This is a genomic window from Gelidibacter mesophilus DSM 14095 (genome assembly GCF_000423005.1).
GTDB lineage: Bacteria > Bacteroidota > Bacteroidia > Flavobacteriales > Flavobacteriaceae > Gelidibacter > Gelidibacter mesophilus.
The window spans coordinates 58,904-76,533 of the sequence record NZ_AUHD01000009.1 but is presented as its reverse complement, the minus strand read 5'-3'; the positions used below and the strand labels follow the sequence as shown (position 1 = coordinate 76,533).

The 17,630-nt window shown below is 37.0% G+C and carries 13 protein-coding genes; 1 reads left to right on the top strand and 12 read right to left on the bottom strand.

Going from position 1 to position 17,630, the window contains the following annotated elements; translation table 11 throughout:
• Window positions 1-80 precede the first annotated feature (80 nt).
• Complete coding sequence (locus G525_RS0111805) at window positions 81-3,008, bottom strand: FAD-binding and (Fe-S)-binding domain-containing protein (protein ID WP_027126358.1); 2,928 nt, start codon at window positions 3,006-3,008, stop codon at window positions 81-83.
• A gap of 144 nt (window positions 3,009-3,152) precedes the next feature.
• On the opposite strand from G525_RS0111805, the gene G525_RS0111800 reads away from it, so the two are divergent.
• A complete protein-coding gene (locus G525_RS0111800; protein WP_027126357.1) occupies window positions 3,153-3,650 on the top strand; it encodes a hypothetical protein in 498 nt (165 codons plus the stop codon).
• A 70-nt stretch (window positions 3,651-3,720) separates the two neighbouring features.
• On the opposite strand, the gene G525_RS0111795 is transcribed toward G525_RS0111800, so the two are convergent.
• The 11 genes from G525_RS0111795 to G525_RS0111745 form a co-directional block, all read right to left on the bottom strand.
• Entirely contained in the window at window positions 3,721-4,743 is a 1,023-nt protein-coding gene (locus G525_RS0111795; RefSeq protein WP_027126356.1) for a helix-turn-helix transcriptional regulator, read from the bottom strand.
• A gap of 62 nt (window positions 4,744-4,805) precedes the next feature.
• A complete protein-coding gene (bshA, locus tag G525_RS0111790) occupies window positions 4,806-5,945 on the bottom strand; it encodes an N-acetyl-alpha-D-glucosaminyl L-malate synthase BshA (RefSeq protein ID WP_027126355.1) in 1,140 nt (379 codons plus the stop codon).
• Window positions 5,946-6,067: 122 nt separating this feature from the next.
• A complete protein-coding gene (locus G525_RS0111785; RefSeq protein WP_027126354.1) occupies window positions 6,068-8,986 on the bottom strand; it encodes a serine hydrolase domain-containing protein in 2,919 nt (972 codons plus the stop codon).
• A gap of 336 nt (window positions 8,987-9,322) precedes the next feature.
• Entirely contained in the window at window positions 9,323-9,808 is a 486-nt protein-coding gene (locus G525_RS0111780; RefSeq protein WP_027126353.1) for a hypothetical protein, read from the bottom strand.
• Window positions 9,809-9,841: 33 nt separating this feature from the next.
• Window positions 9,842-11,338, bottom strand: a complete 1,497-nt coding sequence (locus G525_RS0111775) for a PH domain-containing protein (RefSeq protein WP_027126352.1) — start codon at window positions 11,336-11,338, stop codon at window positions 9,842-9,844.
• Window positions 11,325-11,840, bottom strand: coding sequence for a PH domain-containing protein (locus G525_RS20830; RefSeq protein ID WP_035479553.1), 516 nt, complete (start codon window positions 11,838-11,840; stop codon window positions 11,325-11,327). The genes G525_RS0111775 and G525_RS20830 overlap by 14 nt, the downstream gene beginning before the upstream one ends.
• 119 nt (window positions 11,841-11,959) lie before the next feature.
• Window positions 11,960-13,213: a phosphoserine phosphatase SerB gene (serB, locus tag G525_RS0111765; protein WP_027126351.1), complete on the bottom strand. Its 1,254-nt coding sequence runs from the start codon at window positions 13,211-13,213 to the stop codon at window positions 11,960-11,962.
• Entirely contained in the window at window positions 13,213-14,004 is a 792-nt protein-coding gene (locus G525_RS0111760; protein ID WP_027126350.1) for a (Fe-S)-binding protein, read from the bottom strand. Before G525_RS0111760 ends, serB begins: the two co-directional genes overlap by 1 nt.
• Window positions 14,005-14,086: 82 nt before the next feature.
• Window positions 14,087-15,394, bottom strand: a complete 1,308-nt coding sequence (locus G525_RS0111755) for a 4Fe-4S dicluster domain-containing protein (RefSeq protein WP_027126349.1) — start codon at window positions 15,392-15,394, stop codon at window positions 14,087-14,089.
• 22 nt (window positions 15,395-15,416) lie between these two features.
• On the bottom strand, window positions 15,417-16,409 hold the full coding sequence (locus tag G525_RS20825; protein ID WP_245577786.1) for an MlaD family protein: 993 nt from the start codon (window positions 16,407-16,409) through the stop codon (window positions 15,417-15,419).
• A gap of 55 nt (window positions 16,410-16,464) precedes the next feature.
• The gene (locus G525_RS0111745) at window positions 16,465-17,610 is read right to left on the bottom strand and encodes an N-acetylmuramoyl-L-alanine amidase (protein WP_027126348.1); all 1,146 of its coding nucleotides are present in this window, start codon (window positions 17,608-17,610) and stop codon (window positions 16,465-16,467) included.
• Window positions 17,611-17,630: the final 20 nt, after the last annotated feature.

The window sequence follows — 17,630 nt, the reverse complement described above, 5'->3', positions numbered from 1 at the left end:
TATTTTAAACCTCTTTTCTTCAAGCCAAACCTAGCTAGAGTTTAGTTTTTTGAAGCAATGGTAGGAATTAGTGCCAATTACTATAAAAGTGCACGCCTCAAAATGGTAATAGGATGCAACGCTTCTCTTTGGGTACCATCCAATATTTGGTGCCTGCAACTTGTTCCATTTGCGGAGATCAATGTCGTCTCAGGAGCTCTCCTAACCGCAGGAAATAAGGTTTGCTCTCCCACTTGCATACTTACTTCATAATGTTCTTCTTCATATCCAAAACTTCCTGCCATTCCACAACAGCCACTTGGGATTATGGTGACTTTGTAATTCTCCGGTAAATTCAGAACCGCAAAACTAGACAATTGACTGCGTAAAGCCTTTTGATGACAGTGACCATGAAACTTGATCGTTTTAGCTTCTTTTGTAAACTGTGAGGCTTTGATGTTTCCTAAATTGATTTCCTGTTGAATAAATTCCTCGATCAAAAACGTGTGTTTGGCAATATGTTTTGCTGCGACTTTATCATCTGCCAATTTTGGAACTTCGTCCGTAAGCGTCAAAATCGCAGAAGGCTCAATTCCAATTAAAGGGGTTTCTACAGAAACCAAATCTTTAAAAATGGCAACGTTTTCATTGGCTACTTTTTTAGCTTGTTCAAGGAGTCCTTTAGATATAAATGCGCGCCCAGATTCTGAATGTGAAACAAATTTCACTTGATAATTAAGACCTTTCAAAAGTGCAATAGCGTCCTGACCAATCGGTGTGTCCAGATGGTTTGTAAACTCATCATTGAAGAAATGAATAGTCCCTATATAGACATGCTCATTTAATTGTATATCAATGTTTTGTATGTATTTATTTAAACTCTTTTTTGAAATCAAAGGTAGCGATCTTTGCTTCGCTATCTTAAATGTCTTTTTTAAGATCGAGGCGGTAAAATTGTTATTAAAAACATAATTTGTGAGTCCAGGGAACATACTTCCCAGAGCATTCAGATCATTATTATAGGCGAACAGTTTTGTTCTTAAAGACACGCCATTTGCCTTTTGATATTGGTACAGAAACTCGGCTTTTAAACTGGCCACATCTACACTGCTCGGACATTCACTCGCACACGCTTTACAACTTAAACAAAGATCAAAAACATCCTTTAATTCTTTATGATCGAATTTATTCGCTTTCTCTGAATTTGTCAAAAACTCACGCAATGCATTTGCCCTTGCCCGCGTTGTATCTTTTTCATTTCGGGTTGCTCTATAACTTGGGCACATACTACCGCCAAATTCTGGGAGTTTTCTACAATCTCCTGATCCATTACACTTTTCAGCTTCTCTCAAAATACCCAAGGAAGCAGAAAAGTCCATAAGGGTATCAATTTCTGGCTCCGTTCTATCGGCTTGATATCGGAGGTTCTCATCCATGGCATAGGCATCCACAATTTTTCCCGGATTAAAGATATCCAGTGGATCAAAAGCTTTTTTCACACGCTTTAATAATTGATAATTTTCTTCACCAATCATCAACGGAATAAATTCAGCCCGAACAATTCCATCACCATGCTCACCACTCATAGAGCCTCGGTATTTTTTCACTAAATGAGCCACATCTGTGGTGATTTGCCTGAACATGGCCACATCTTCACTTTTTTTAAGATTGAGGATGGGCCTGAGATGCAATTCTCCTGCTCCCGCGTGGGCGTAATAAATAGCCTCTTGGTTATGGCCCTTCATCAAAACTGTAAACTCATTGATATAATTGGCCAAATCAGGTAATGCGACGGCAGTGTCCTCAATGCAGGCGGCTGATTTTTTATCACCAATCATATTTCCTAGAAGTCCTAACCCTGCCTTTCTCAACTCCACAGCTTTTTCTATCTCCGGTCCAATAAGAACGGGGTATGCATAACTCAATCCAGACTCTTGAATATCCTTAACAAGTAGCTCCGTTTGTTTTTGAACGGATTCAAACGAGTCTGCCCGTACCTCGCACATTAAAATAGCCTTGGGGTCATCAATTATAAAAGTTCTGTTTTCAGCTTGGGTTTTATTCTGTTTGGTGCAATCTAAAATCGTTTTATCCATCATTTCACAAGTAAAAAGATGATGCTCCATGGTCAGTGCTACACTCTGCAAACATTTCTCTATACTCTCAAAATGAGCCGCAACCATCATGCTTTCTGTTGGTGGCAACGCATCCAATTGCAGGGTTATCTCTGTTGTAAATGCCAAAGTTCCTTCACTGCCGGATAACAACTTGCACATATTAAAGTCTTCAGCACTTTCAGAAAAGATCGCATTCTTTAATAGCTCATCAATAGCATAACCGGTATTTCTGCGATGGATCTCAGGTTTTGGAAAATTATCGACAATACGCTTTTGAACCTCTTCCGGATGAAGCTCCTTATATAACGTTTTATAAATTCCTCCTTCTAAAGTATTGAGTTTGGTCTTTTCAAAAAACTCTGCTTTGTTGAGATTTTTAAAAATGACTTCACTCCCATCACTCAACAAAGTTTTCATTTGTAACACTTTATCCCTAGTAACCCCATATTGAATTGAGGTAGTGCCTGAAGAATTATTCCCCACCATGCCGCCAATCATACACCGATTGGAGGTAGACGTGTTTGGACCAAAAAAAAGACCAAACGATTTTAAGAAATTATTGAGCTCATCTCTAACGACTCCTGGCTGTACAGTAACCGTTTTGACCGCCTCATCAACCTTAATAATTTTAGTGAAATGCTTTGAAACATCCACTACAATACCCTCGCCCACACATTGGCCTGCCAGAGAGGTACCTGCAGTCCGGGGGATTAAAGATGTTTTATGGGAGTGCGCAAAAAGTATCAAAAGCTTTAGATCGGCCTCGTCAATTGGGTAGGCAACAGCTAACGGCAATTTTCGATACACAGAAGCATCTGTTGCATATAAGGCTTTCATTAAATCATCTGTAAACAATTGTCCTTGCAACTGTTTTTTGAGATTTTGTAATGGGGTACTCAGGTCTTTAATCATCTGTTTTACAAAAATTCAGAGGGCTATTAAAATTTTGATCTAAAATTAGGAGTATTTTGCCAATATTAACATAAAATTGGCGTTATATTTTCTTACAGATATCAATTCAAAATGTAATTTTGGTAAAATTTTAAAATAACTATTATGAAGAAAATATTTTTAATCGCTATTGCTTTTATTGGAGGTACAGTATTTATGAATGCACAAGACATTGCTGACAATGCCATTGGTTTACGTATTGGTGATAGTGATGGTTTTGGTGCTGAAGTCTCCTACCAACGCGCCCTAGGCTCTAACAACCGATTAGAATTAGATTTAGGGATTCGAACCGGTGATGACTACGATGGTTTTAAACTTGCAGGGATTTACCAGTGGGTTTGGAATATTGATGGGGGCTTCAATTGGTATGCGGGTCCTGGTGCTGGTCTTGGGAGTTATGGATACAAATATTATGACAATAACGATAGAAAGGTAAAAGACAATCAAACTTTCGGTTTTATCGCTGGTAACATAGGAATTGAATATGTTTTTGACATTCCTTTAATGCTATCTCTTGATTTTAGACCAGAGCTTGCTTTTGGAAATGACTATAATGACGATTTAGACTTTGATATTGCATTAGGGATCAGATACCGATTTTAATTAAAACAATCTTCTCTAACTGAAGATTACAATAATAGCAAAACCATCACAATGCAATGTGATGGTTTTTTTATGGTGTTTTAATATGCTTTTGACGGTATTCCGTTGGAGTCATCTGGTATTCTTCCTTAAAGATTTTTGAGAAATAACTTCTACTCGTCAAACCCACCTTGTACACAATCTCAGAGATATTAAAGTTGGTACTTCTTAATAATTGTGAAGCAAGATTCATGCGCACATCATTAATATAATTGTTGATTGTGGAATTATACAGAACTTTAAAACCTTCCTGTAGTTTGGCTTCGGTAAGGCCAACCTCCTTACAAATATCACTGATAGTATTTGTACGTTCAATATTTTCATGGATGAATTGAACGGCTTCCTTTACTCTCGACACTTCATACTGTCTTAAAACATGCCTATTTTCCTCATTATTTTGATCATCTTGGTATTGGGCAATCTGGTTTCCCAACAATTGATACCCACTACTGATCATAAAAATAGTTCTTAAAAAATAATTATCATTAAAGTTTTTAATCTGCTCAAACACTTCGGCAAGCGCCAAACTATAATAGCCTTCATGATAAAAGCTTTTTTTGGCTAGCACATCTCCAAAAATCTCTTTTAAATCAGATTTAAAAACTTCTGGCGGGCACTGATCGTAGAGCATAAAAGACTCCCTATCCATTTCCAAACTATAAAGATTGACCTCTTCGTCCTTTTTAAAACTTATGATATGGCCATTAAAACCTTGACTTGCCACAATTGCCTGTTGGTATTGGTGAAGGTCATGAAGCGTATCTTCATTGGAAAAACGATGATTGAAACTCCCTTTGGTACAGTATAAAAACTTCAGGGGATGAGTAAAATCCTTAACAAAATGAATTTCGACATCCATTTTAAATTTACAATGGTACTCGATGATACCAAGCCCTGACTCTAACATCATTGCCATAATATACCCTTCACCTATATTTTCTGAAAGCTTAACAAGATATTCTCTACAGTTAAGCTGGAAGGGTAATTGAAAGGCTGTAGCCAAATCTTTTATGACCAAATCTACTGGTAAAGAGTTGACTTTTATATTAATCATACATAGGGGAAGTTTTAGACTCCCAACAAACAGATTGCAGGCAGAATTTTTAAAGATAAAACTTATTTTACTAGTTCACAATTTTTTAAGGTCCTCACATAAATATCTTCATATTGAGGCACAACATTTTCTATGGCAAATTTAGCAGATTCTTTAGTGGCATTAAGTTTAAAAGTTTTGAGACGTTCTTCATCACTTAAAATATAAATGGCGTTGTTTGACATGTGCTCAACATCATTGACATCGCTCAAAAATCCGGAAACGCCATCAATATTTACTTCTGGAATTCCTCCTGTATTACTAGAAATAACAGGCACTCCAGAAGCCATTGCCTCTAAAGCCGCCAAACCAAAACTTTCAGTTTGGGATGGCAGTAAAAACAAATCGCTAAAACATAAAATTCTGTCAATTTCATGACTGTTTCCAAAAAACACCACTTTATCCATAATCCCCAACTTCTCGCATAACTTCTCAGCTTCTGCTTTTTCTGGACCTTCACCAACCATCATCAATTTTGCGGGTATTTTCTTTTGAATATTGTAAAATATCTTTACCACATCAGGTATGTTTTTTACCTTTCTGAAATTGCTGATATGGGTAATAATCATTTCATCCTCCTTTGCCATGACATCCCTTTGACAGTCTGTAAATTCGGATTTATGACGGCTAAAATCAATAAAATTAGGAATCACTTCGATCTCCTTTTTAATTGCGAACAAGCGCAGCGTATCGTCCTTTAAGCTTTGAGAAACGGAAGTTACGGCGTCAGAATTGTTAATGCTAAAACTAACTGCAGGTTTATAAAACGGGTGACTTCCAACTAGCGTAATATCCGTACCATGAAGGGTGGTTACAATAGGAATATAAATCCCTTCTTCCTGAAGCATCATTTTTGCCATATAGGCCGCATAAGCATGTGGAATAGCATAATGGACATGTAAAATTTCAATCTCATGAAGCTTCACCATATCTACGAGTTTACTCGATAAAGCTAGTTCATAGGGTTGGTATAAAAACAAAGGATATTCCGGAACGGTTACTTCGTGATAATGCACATTGCTGCCCAACAAATCCAATCTTACAGGTTGGCTATAGGTGATAAAGTGAATTTCATGACCTCGCTTGGACAAGGCCAAACCGAGCTCGGTTGCCACCACGCCGCTACCTCCAAAGGTTGGATAACATACGATTCCTATTTTCATTATTTTAGTTTTATGTTAGATGCTTGAAGCCTATAAAGTTATTATTTTCTATTCTATTAAAATTACTTAACTACTAAATTAATGTACTTAACACAATTTCAACCTATAACTTTTTACTCCAATTAGTCAATAATTGCCTCGTAAATGAGGCGTTGTATCTCAGTCCTGATGCCTTCTTTCAGTAAAATATTATTAGTGGCATTTGGATAGGTCCGGTTGGACAAAAACACATAAATGATCTGTTCATCAGGATCTGCCCAAGCATACGTTCCCGTAAATCCTGAATGGCCAAAACTTGACAACGAAACACAGCCGCAAGTTGGACCTTTGCTTCCTAATTGCGGTTTATCAAAACCAATGCCTCTTCTAACACCATTTCCACAATAATAACAGTAATTAAACTTATCAATAGTTTCTGCCTTTAAATACCGTTTTCCGCCATAATAACCTTTTTGAAGATACATTTGCATAATTTTTGCCACATCGTTACTATTGCTAAAAACACCTGCATGGCCACCTACACCATTTTGCATCGCCGCACCCATGTCATGTACATAGCCCTGAATGGTCTGATGGCGATAATAGTTATCAATTTCAGTTGGTACCAATTGGGAATTGCTAAAGAGAGCCGATGGATTATATGTGGTATGATTAGCTCCTAAAGATTGGTAAAAATGCTCTTGAACCAATTCATCCAGGCCTTTCCCATAATATTCTTCAATATATTTCTTTAAGATAAAGTAGGGAAAATCACTGTATCGGTAACTTAAACTTGATAACAAGTCACTGTCCTTTATTAATTTCTGAATGGTATCCGGATAATCATGTCTCAAATACATTTCATCAGCCACCTTAACGCTGTACATAGGGCTTGATACTCTTCTGTAATACTTTGGATCCGGTTTTTTGGAAGCATCCAAAGTTGCCGTATAAAAAGGAATCCAAGGCTTTAGCCTGGCATAATGTGATAACATTTGCTTTAAGGTGACATTTTTCTTGTTGGAATCCTTATATTCAGGAAGAATTTGAGAAAGTTTTGTATCGGTATTGACAATGCCCTTTTCTTCCAATTCCATTAAAAGTGGTAACGTTGCCAATATTTTTGTGAGTGAGGCCACATCGTACATATCATCCAAATCTACCTTTTCTTTACCTTCGTAAGTGTGTTTGCCAAAGGCTTTATTATACACCACTTTACCCTTTCGTGCCACTAGAATTTGTAATCCTGGTGCTGCCTTATGGTTAATTGTAATGTTCGCCATCGAATCGATCTTCTTTAATTTCTCAGAACTCATTCCAACAGATTCCGGAAGACCATAACTCAGAGATTGGATGCCATTATAAATAAAACCGTCACCAACTTTAAAATGTTCTCCAGTAGAGACCGGTAAGGTTCCCTTTGCGGGAATTGCTCCAAATAAGAGTTGTGCAGATTTACGCATGGAAATTTCACTATTTTGATAGCTGACCACAATGCCCTCAATATTTTCTACTGAATGCAGATCAATTAGCGCATACGGTCTTGCAAAAACGTCTAAGATTACCGTATTGGTTCGTGCCATCTCGTAAAGCCAAACCATTTCTTTATCTGAAAATTGATAAGGTTTCCACGGATTGACATTCGATTTATGAAACCCAACAATCACCGTATTATAGTTTTGAAGTTTAGTGATCAGTTCATCGAGCCTTGCGGCTTTAACTTGATGAACCTTTGCGTATTTCCTCAATTCTTCGAGATATGCCGAATTATCAAGCGCATCGCCCATTTCCACATAAGCTATCTTTTTGGTTTCCAAATGTCTTAAAGGCAGAATTTCCTTTTGATTACGTACTACGGTTATAGCGTTCTCCATAACCTTTTCGTAAAGTAAATCATCCTTTAACCGGTTAAGATCTTCCACAAGATGCGTCGTTCCTATCGGGCTGAATGTATGAAGACCAACTTTATATTTAGCCATTAAAATCTTTTTGACAGAATGTGCCAATCGCTCTTCAGTAATCTGTTTGGTTTCATAGGCCGCCACTATTTTATCAATGGCAACTGGTACATTTTCAGAAATCAAAAGCACATCATTTCCAGCCAAAAAGGCAGCAAGATCTATATCTCCAGGCTTGCTGAAATTGGAAACGCCCTTCATTTCTAAAGCATCTGTAAAAATCAAACCTTCAAACTGCAAACGCTCCTTTAAAAGATCTGTAATAATATGCTTCGATAAAGATGATGGCGTCCCTGCTTTAGGTTCTAGACTTGGCACGTTTAAATGCGCCACCATCACGCTCGACAACCCTTCTTGAATGAGTTTTTTATAAGGATATAATTCGATGGAATCAATCCGTTTTTCATTAAAATTTATAGTGGGTAGTGTTTTATGGCTATCGGTATCCGTATCTCCATGACCAGGAAAATGTTTTGCATTGGCCAACACCCCAGCATCTTGCATGCCTTTCATAAATGCCAAACCTTTAGCCGTCACATTATCTCTATCTTCTCCAAAGGAACGATTTCCTATAATTGGGTTCTTAGGATTGGTATTGATATCAACGGCGGGTGCAAAATTAAAATGGACACCAATGCGCTTGCTATGTTCACCAATTTGCCGGCCTACTTGCTCCACAATTTTTGAGTCGGTAATGGCGCCAAGCGTCATGTTATAAGGGAAAGCGTAAGTAGAATCCAAGCGCATGCTCAGTCCCCATTCCGCATCCATTCCAATAAGCAAAGGCACCTTTGAAATGGCCTGGTATCGGTTATTTAATTGGGCTTGTTTTACAGGACCTCCCGTAGAATAGATAAGACCACCTATTTGTTGCTCATTTATTAATCTGGCAACCTGAGCTTCATTGGATTTGTTGTTATTGGAGACCGCTCTTGCCATGAACAATTGTCCTACACGTTGACGTAAATCCATCCCGTCATATATACTGTCCACCCATTTTTGCTGAGCTATAGTATCTTTTGCGAATAACGGGTTTACTGATTTTTGTGCGAAAATGGGTAACGAAATAAAGAAAAATATAATGAGGGAAACTATAAAGCGCATATAAATAGAAGTCTTTTTTAGGGTCTTAATAACAATCATAAATGGAGCCGCAAAATACCACTTTTACATTGAAGCTAACAATACTTTAAGATAGTTTTATAATGAAGCAATCAATTGTTTAAGAAAAGGAATAGCGCCACATCCATAAAAGAACAAAGAGTGAGGTTTACTTTACAAAATATGGCATATAAAGTAATGATCCATTCAGAATCAGTCTTCTAAATATATTTTTATATCACAGATAAAATAGAGACAAATGCTAACAATTAGCATAACAATAGCACGTTTTGGAGACCTAAACTTCAACAAATGCCACTCTTCAAAACCGTGCAGATTTTAGTTTAAAAACCGACCGTGCCAACTTTCACTGGCTGGAACTTCCCAGTTTTCATTAAACTCCATAATATTATTGACCAAATTATTGAAGACGATTGTGTTTTTTGAAACCGCTTTGTCTTTGGCCATTTTTTTAAATTCCAATAAGGTCTTGTAAGCAATAAAATCACCTTGTTTATAGGACACATTCATTTTATCTAAAAGATCCACATGATAATCTTTCTCCAATTGTTGGATGAAATGAACAGAAGCATCAATACTACATCCTGTTGCATTATTTACATTTTGATTTAAAGCAATGACGATAAATCTTTTATATTTCACGAGATATCCCGCCTGCAAATCACTACCGTGAGCGGCCCAATTTGACAGAAAGGTATCGAGTTTAGATTCTATTTCTACAATCTCATCATCCGTAAAGGAGCGATTGGCTTGGTAAATCCACACTTTAGATTCTTCGGGCAAAGTATTAAAATCAACTAACATAGTTTTATTTTTTCTGACTACAAAAGTACGCAATTACTTCCAATCTCTACCTGCGGATTCAATCTTAAACAGGAGATAATCATGGATTGATTTCGCTGTATCTTCAGTGATATAAGGTATCTTAACCTGATTGGAGGCCGTAGCAATATAGAGGGAGGCAATCTTCTTTCGTTTTTGAAAAATGCTCTGTTTTAATTCAACCGATTGGATTTTATGAAGTTCACTGATATTGTGCACCCGATCAATAAACCCGCCATTGACCGTAAGATATTCTTCGGTAATTTGATAACTGGCCTTTTTATAGGTGAAATGGACAAACAAAACAATCCAAGTAATGATGACACTATTAATTAGCCAAAATGAATTCCCCAAAATTAAAAAAGCTGGAATATTGGCTAATGCTCCAAAAAAAGAAGACCGCCAAATCAGCAAACGTTTGTAATAAATATTGGGTTTCTTATACGTTCCTTCACCATTATACCGCGTAAAAATCTTTTGGATTAAAAGCAGCACTTGAGGCTTCTCTAAAGCTACGACCTTAAAATTTCTTTGCTGTTTCTTGTTTACCATAGCCTGTTTTATAGAGACCGTATGCAATCCTAAATACTGTTTTAGCCGGTTTGTTTTAACAATGATATTTTGAATTTTAACTGGTGTCAAAATCAGTGAGAACTTATTGAACAGTCCTTTGTTAATTTCAAGCGTCTCGTTGTTTTCAACAACTTCTAGGTTAAAATTAGAGACAAAGGTGTTGAGCACGGAAAACACCATTGAGACCAAAATTGCAAGAATTACAATGAAGATATTGGCTAAAATAAGGTTGAGAAAACTGCCCGTCTCAAAATTTACCGACGAAATTAAACGATCAGAGATTCCGAAATCTTGAAGGTATTTCTCGAATTCATGATACAACCCAAACAAGAAAGGAACGATGACCAACAGACTTTTTATATGGTTTTGAGAGATGCCTTCCAAAAATAACCGCATAACCGAAGCCTTGAAAAACACATTGTTTTGAGAGGATTGGCCAACTAAATTGGGGTCAACACCCTGAGTCCTGCTAAATAATTGTTTTTTAAGATCAAGAGCTGTAGTTCTATCTAAAGCGTTAATTTCAATTTCAGCTTTATCATCACCTGCAGTTTCGATGGTTAAGGACACCACATTAATAAGCTGCTGGATAAAATTTTGTTTAATATAAACATTCTGAATTTTAGACTTTGGAATAATGGTCGCGTCTTTATTGATAATGCCCGCTGACAAATGAAATTCATCCTCAACAAGATGGAATTTAAAATTGAGGTATTTGAGAATGGCAAATACAAAAATCACTAGAAAGATTCCGAGAATGATGAGCGTGAGATTGGTTGTTGATAAGAATGAAAACGATTCCTTTTTTGATAATGACAAGCCAAATGCCACAAACAGAACGAAGAAACGTCTTATAAACTTGACCGTATTGAGGGCAAAGATGACGAGAATTCCTTTGGGGGATTGCCGTGAAGGTTGATAAAAATCAATCGGGTCCATTCACTTTTTTACTTAAAAAATCATTGATTTTTTGCGCTTCGCTATAGTCTAAGCCATCTATCTTTAAATCAATACCCGACTCGCCTGCTGTAAAAATTTTTAAGGTGGCCAAATTTAATTTGCGGGCCAACCAACTTCGGGAAATTTCTATATGCTGAACGCGCGAAATAGGAACCGTAGCCATTGAACTCACCAAAAGTCCTTGCGAATAAATAACGTCCTGCTCCCTTATGGCATATTTTCGTTTTTTGAAAGCCATGAGTGCTGTAATCAAATTAAGAATGAAAAATATCACGGCTAACGCGAAAGCATACCAAAATAACGAATGGAAATTATCTTCCTTAACCATAAATTTGGCAAAAAACAGTCCTGCCATTATAAGAAGATAAAGAAAGACTCTATTTATAACAATAATTTTAAGGTACTGTTTTGAAATAGGCTTGAAGTCTACGTCATCAATAGAAGGCAAAGTCTCTAAGTTGATTTGCTGATTGGTGAACATAGGAACAGGTATTGAATTATTTAGAATCTTTTCAAACTATTGTGACTTAAGTCATTAATTGTAAAAAGCCACCATTGGACATTTTCACGATATAATTGCGTTCGGTTTGTATAATAACACTATGAAAACGGTAAGGATTCTACCGTGGGATATTCAATTAAATCAATATGTCTGTCATGATAGCCCAATAAGTACAGCACACCGTCTAGGCCTATACTCGATATCGAACTCGGCACATTGTTCTTTACTGTTGGCTTTGCATGAAATGCAATTCCCAATCCAGCGAGATTAAGCATTGGCAAATCATTTGCGCCATCGCCAACGGCAATGGTTTGAGCGATATCTATACCCTCCCTTTTCGCAATTTCCTTGAGGTATTCTGCTTTTTTATTCCCATCAACAATCTCTCCAAGATAATTACCTGTGAGTTTGCCATCTATAATCTCCAATTGGTTGGCATATACATAATCAATACCCAATTCCTTTTGCAAATAATGTCCAAAATAAGTAAATCCGCCAGATAAGATAGCCGTTTTAAAACCATATTTTTTCAAGGTATCAATCAGTCTTCTAGCACCTTTGGTAATCGGTAAATTAACAGCAACATCATGAAGCACATCTTCGCTTAAACCTTTTAAAAGTTTCATTCTGCTTTTGAAGCTTTCATTAAAATCAATGTGGCCATTCATCGCAGATTCTGTAATTGCTTTTACTTCATCTCCAACACCTGCCAATTCAGCTAATTTGTCAATGACTTCCGCTTGAATCAATGTGGAATCCATATCAAAACACACTAAACGCCTGTTACGTCGGTATATATTATCTTCCTGAAAAGCAATATCTACACTGAGATCATGAGAAATTTGCATGAATTTTTTAGTAAATTCTGCTTTATTCTCAATTTTACCTCTAATGGAAAGCTGTATGGAAGCTCTGGGGTAATCATCCTGTTCAATCAAGGAGATACGACCCGTTAACCTTTTGATAGCATCAATATTGAGGTTTTTTTCGGAAATAACTTGGGTTACCGTAGAAATCTGTTCTGCAGTCAATTTTTCACCCAAAATGGTAATGATATAACGATCTTTACCTTGGTTGCTCACCCACTTTTCATAATCTTCAGATGAGATGGGTTTGAATTTAGCTTTTACACCAAGCTCATAGGCTTTAAACAATAAATCTTTTAAAACGGCAGCCGATTTATCACCAGACTCCACCTCAAAAAGAAAGCCCAAGGATAACGTATCGTGGATATTGGCCTGACCAATATCCAATACTTTAGCACCATATTGCGCTAAAACATTAGTTAGACCTGAAGTCAATCCAGGCTTATCCTGTCCTGAAATGTTCAATAAAAATATCTCAGTAGGCATTATAGATCCTGTGCATTTGCAATTAATTCCGCAATATCCATCACCGCAATTTCAGACTCCTTATTAGTAGCTTTCACACCGTCAGTCAACATGGTATTACAGAAAGGGCATCCCGCAGCCACAATTTCTGGTTTCACGTCAATGGCTTCTTCTGTACGTTTTACGTTGATTTCTTTATTTCCTGGTTCAGCATCCTTAAACATTTGTGCACCTCCAGCGCCACAACAAAGTCCGCGTGATTTACAACTCTTCATCTCCACCAATTCCACATCCAACTTTCTTAATAAATCTCTTGGTGCTTCATAAACATCATTACCACGCCCCAAGTAACACGGATCGTGAAAGGTAATCCGTTTGCCTTTAAATTGACCGCCTTCAACGGTAAGACGTCCTTCATCTAAAAGCGATTTCAGAAACTGGGTATGGTGCATGATCTGATAGTTGCCACCAAGTCCTGGATATTCATTTTTTATGGTATTGAAGCAATGCGGACAAGCGGTCACTATTTTCTTAATTTCATAACCATTCAGCACTTCAATATTGGTAGCTGCCTGCATCTGAAAAAGAAATTCATTTCCTGCACGTTTTGCAGGGTCGCCAGTACAGCTTTCTTCAGTTCCTAAAACGGCAAATTCTACGTTCGATTTATTTAGAATACGGACAAATGCCTTGGTTATTTTTTTTGCTCTATCATCAAAACTTCCAGCACAACCTACCCAAAATAAAACTTCGGGATGTTTGCCCTGAGCCATGAATTCTGCCATTGTTGGCACAATAAGTTGTTCGCTCATTATTATATGTTTATGAGTTTATATGATGATGGGTCTAAATGCTTATAGCGTCTGAACCTAAAACCTACAAACTCTTATAAAATTACTCGTTTTTCCAATTCAATCTGTCCATTTGATTATAAGGCCATGGGGCGCCATTATTTTCAATATTGGTCATCATATTATTAAGCTCCATTGGTGCGGCAGATTGCTCCATCACCAAATAATTCCGCATCTCCATAATAATTGACATAGGGTCGATGCTCACAGGGCAAGCTTCTACACAAGCATTACACGTGGTACAGGCCCACAGCTCTTCGCGCGTAATATAATCATCCAGCAATTGTTTGCCATCATCCTTAAATACACCGTTGTTGGCATCAATGTTTTTGCCAACTTCCTCTAATCGGTCACGCGTATCCATCATGATTTTACGTGGAGAGAGTTTTTTGCCTGTTATATTAGCTGGGCATTCACTTGTACAACGTCCGCATTCCGTACAGGTATAAGCGTTGAGTAATTGTACCCAATTTAAATCTTGAACGTCACTCGCACCAAATTTTGCTGGAATTGCATCGCCCTCCACTTCTGGTTGTGCTGCAAATGGATCAACATTTGGATCCATCATCATTTTTACTTCTTTTGTAACGGTTGCGTTATTCGGAAATTGACCTTTAGGCTTCGTTTTGCCATAGTAGGTATTTGGAAATGCTAAAAGAATATGTAAATGCTTTGAAAAATAAAGATAGTTCAAGAATGCTAGAATTCCCAAGATATGTAACCACCATGCGCTGCGTTCTATAATATGAATGGTGCCTTCCGACAATCCACTAAACATTGGCGCTAAATATTGACTGATTATATTGCCATTTTCCATGGCTTGAAATTTCAAGTCGGTAGCATTCATTATTAAAAACAATGCCATCAAAACCATTTCTATATACAAAATGTAATTGGCATCATTTTTTGGCCAACTTGTCATTTCACTTGCCCAAAAACGTTTAATCTTAATGATGTTTCTTCTGATCCAAAAGATAATCACGGATACAAAGACCAACACAGCTAAAACTTCAAATGCACCAATAAGCACCCCATACAAAGGGCCAATAGAAGAAAAGATGCGATGTGTACCTGCCAGACCATCAATAATGATCGCTAAAACTTCAATATTAATTATGATAAACCCTACATATACAATGACATGTAAAAAGCCAGCAATTGGTCTTTTGACCATTTTACTTTGGCCAAGTGCAATCATTGCCATGTTTTTCCAACGTTGCGAAGTGTTGTCACTGACATCAACATCTTGACCCAATTTAATATTGCGGATGAGTTTTTTTACATTTTTTGCAAAGAAACCAATGCCTACAATAAGTGCTATGGCAAAAAGGATATTTGGAATGTAGTTCATTATCGGTTGGTTGGTTGGATGGTTAGTTGTTCTCTAATTCTACATGGACTTCTTCTGGTTGTGTTTTTTCATCTTCTATGATATTTCCTTCGGCATCAAAACGGTTTGGTTTTTTACCGAAAACTGAAAAATGCACATAACGTTTCGGGTTCAATTTAAAATCCTGAAGCAACTGCTCTAGTTGGAGCGAAGCGCCTTCAAGATTTGTATATAACTTATCGTCATTGAGCAGTTTGCCCATTGTTCCCTTACCATCTTTTACACTTGCCAACAAATTATTTACCTCCTGAAGGGTGTGATCAAGTTCTGCAAATGTTTTGGATATCTCAACTTTTTTGAATTCTGTAGTAATATCCGCAAGATTTCCTGATAAGGTATCAAAATTTTTGATTGCAGAAGCTAACGAAGCATCATTTTTTACCACCAGGGTGTTCATAGCCTCAGCCATTGCGCGAAAAGATAAAATGGTTTTATTAAGTTCAGCAATTGCAGCTTTTATTCCATCGTCATTATCATTAATGATCAATCGATTGAAATTATTCATTAAAGAATCGGCAGCTTTTAAGGTGACACCCAAATTGCTACTAATTCCTGAAAAGTTTTTGGTTAAGCTGGTTATCAGTCCTTCCTCAATTTCAGATTCTATAAAATCACCACTCTTTGCAAGTTCAGGACCAGGCATAGGTACGATAGCCAAGGCATTGCCTCCCATCAGACCTGTTTCATACATCCGGATTTTACTGTTTGTAGAAAATTTCACATCTTCTGTTACAATAATGGTGACAAGCGTTTTTCCTGTTTTATCGTCATAAGTGATTTCCTCAATTTTACCGATATTATTACCTTTAATGGTTACTAATGACGAGGTGCTCAACGCATTATAATCAAATTGGGTGACGTAGCGATTGTGCTTTTGTAAAATATTAAGACCTTTCAAATAATTAAAGGTAAATACCATTAGGAGAATCCCCGATATTACCAATATGGCAGTTTTAACTTCTCTTGATATTTTCAACGTTTTTTAGATTTAGATGCAGACAAAATTATGAATAAAAATATTAAGAATCTTTTTAATTAGAGGGAGAATTTATCACTTCTGATAGGTTCACGCGTTTTCCTCTTTGATAGGCCACTATAAAACAAGAGGGATAACCTTTGGCTTTTGCTATTTCTGCCATTCTCTGTGCTTCGGTATAATCGGAAGTCTCACCATAGAAGTACTTAAACAATTTGTCCTCCTTTTCTCTGGAAATGTCTTTCAATCCTTTAAAATTAAATGGTTTTGGATCTATTTTATTAGAACTTGCGGCTATCTGCACTTTAAATACAGTATTTGGATAGACTTTTTTTGATGCTGCTTCAGTGCCGACCTCATTATCTACCGCATCTTTAACGGCTTCAGCTGTTGCGGCATTGTTATAAACGTTCTGGCCTACGTTCCGGTCAAGAATCATTTTGTAATCAATAAGACCTTTGTAAATTGATAGTGCCACTTCATTCTGTCCTTTTGTAGAATTCAAATAAGCACCTTCAGGTTTATAGGTTAAAAATCCTGTTTCCACCAACACACTTGGCATATAGGTGTTGTGCAATACCCAAAACCCTGCTTGTTTTACGCCTCTATCATTTCGGTTTAAGGTTTTAGTGAAGTTATCTTGTACAAATCTTGCCAATTGGGTACTTTGATCAAGATATTCTTCTTGCATTAGGGTAAGTCCGATAAAAGATTCTGGAGAGTTAGGATCAAATCCATCATAGTGGGATTCATAGTTTTCCTCTAAGAAAATAACCTCATTCTCCTTTTTTGCAATTTCAAAGTTGCGTTGATTGGCGTGCAGACCTAAAACAAATGTTTCTGTTCCATGGGCACTGGAATGATGTGAATTGCAATGTACGGAAACGAATAGATCTGCATCAGCATCGTTGGCCACCTTTGCACGATCTCTTAACGGCACAAAAACATCAGTCTTACGTGTGTAGATCACCTTTATATTAGGATGTTTTTCTAAAGACTTGCCAATGGTCAATACAATATTGAGGGCAATTTCTTTCTCTTTATAGCCATTTCCGACGTTGCCGGGATCATCGCCACCATGGCCGGCATCTAGGACCACCACAAATTTGTCATTGTTTTTTTGAAAGGCATATGCCGATGTTAAAAAACACGTAAATAAAAATAATAGTAATACGAATTTATACTGAAATAGCGTTCTCATAAAGGTCATAACGAATAAAA

What these genes read in the sequence shown, in the direction of transcription:
- G525_RS0111760 (WP_027126350.1), bottom strand. Translation starts at nt 14,004, where the DNA reads ATGAGCGAACAACTTATTGTGCCAACAATGGCAGAATTCATGGCTCAG.
- G525_RS0111805 (WP_027126358.1), bottom strand. Translation starts at nt 3,008, where the DNA reads ATGATTAAAGACCTGAGTACCCCATTACAAAATCTCAAAAAACAGTTG.
- G525_RS0111780 (WP_027126353.1), bottom strand. Translation starts at nt 9,808, where the DNA reads ATGTTAGTTGATTTTAATACTTTGCCCGAAGAATCTAAAGTGTGGATT.
- G525_RS0111795 (WP_027126356.1), bottom strand. Translation starts at nt 4,743, where the DNA reads ATGATTAATATAAAAGTCAACTCTTTACCAGTAGATTTGGTCATAAAA.
- G525_RS0111775 (WP_027126352.1), bottom strand. Translation starts at nt 11,338, where the DNA reads ATGGACCCGATTGATTTTTATCAACCTTCACGGCAATCCCCCAAAGGA.
- G525_RS0111800 (WP_027126357.1), top strand. Translation starts at nt 3,153, where the DNA reads ATGAAGAAAATATTTTTAATCGCTATTGCTTTTATTGGAGGTACAGTA.
- bshA (WP_027126355.1), bottom strand. Translation starts at nt 5,945, where the DNA reads ATGAAAATAGGAATCGTATGTTATCCAACCTTTGGAGGTAGCGGCGTG.
- G525_RS0111745 (WP_027126348.1), bottom strand. Translation starts at nt 17,610, where the DNA reads ATGAGAACGCTATTTCAGTATAAATTCGTATTACTATTATTTTTATTT.
- serB (WP_027126351.1), bottom strand. Translation starts at nt 13,213, where the DNA reads ATGCCTACTGAGATATTTTTATTGAACATTTCAGGACAGGATAAGCCT.
- G525_RS0111785 (WP_027126354.1), bottom strand. Translation starts at nt 8,986, where the DNA reads ATGCGCTTTATAGTTTCCCTCATTATATTTTTCTTTATTTCGTTACCC.
- G525_RS20830 (WP_035479553.1), bottom strand. Translation starts at nt 11,840, where the DNA reads ATGTTCACCAATCAGCAAATCAACTTAGAGACTTTGCCTTCTATTGAT.
- G525_RS0111755 (WP_027126349.1), bottom strand. Translation starts at nt 15,394, where the DNA reads ATGAACTACATTCCAAATATCCTTTTTGCCATAGCACTTATTGTAGGC.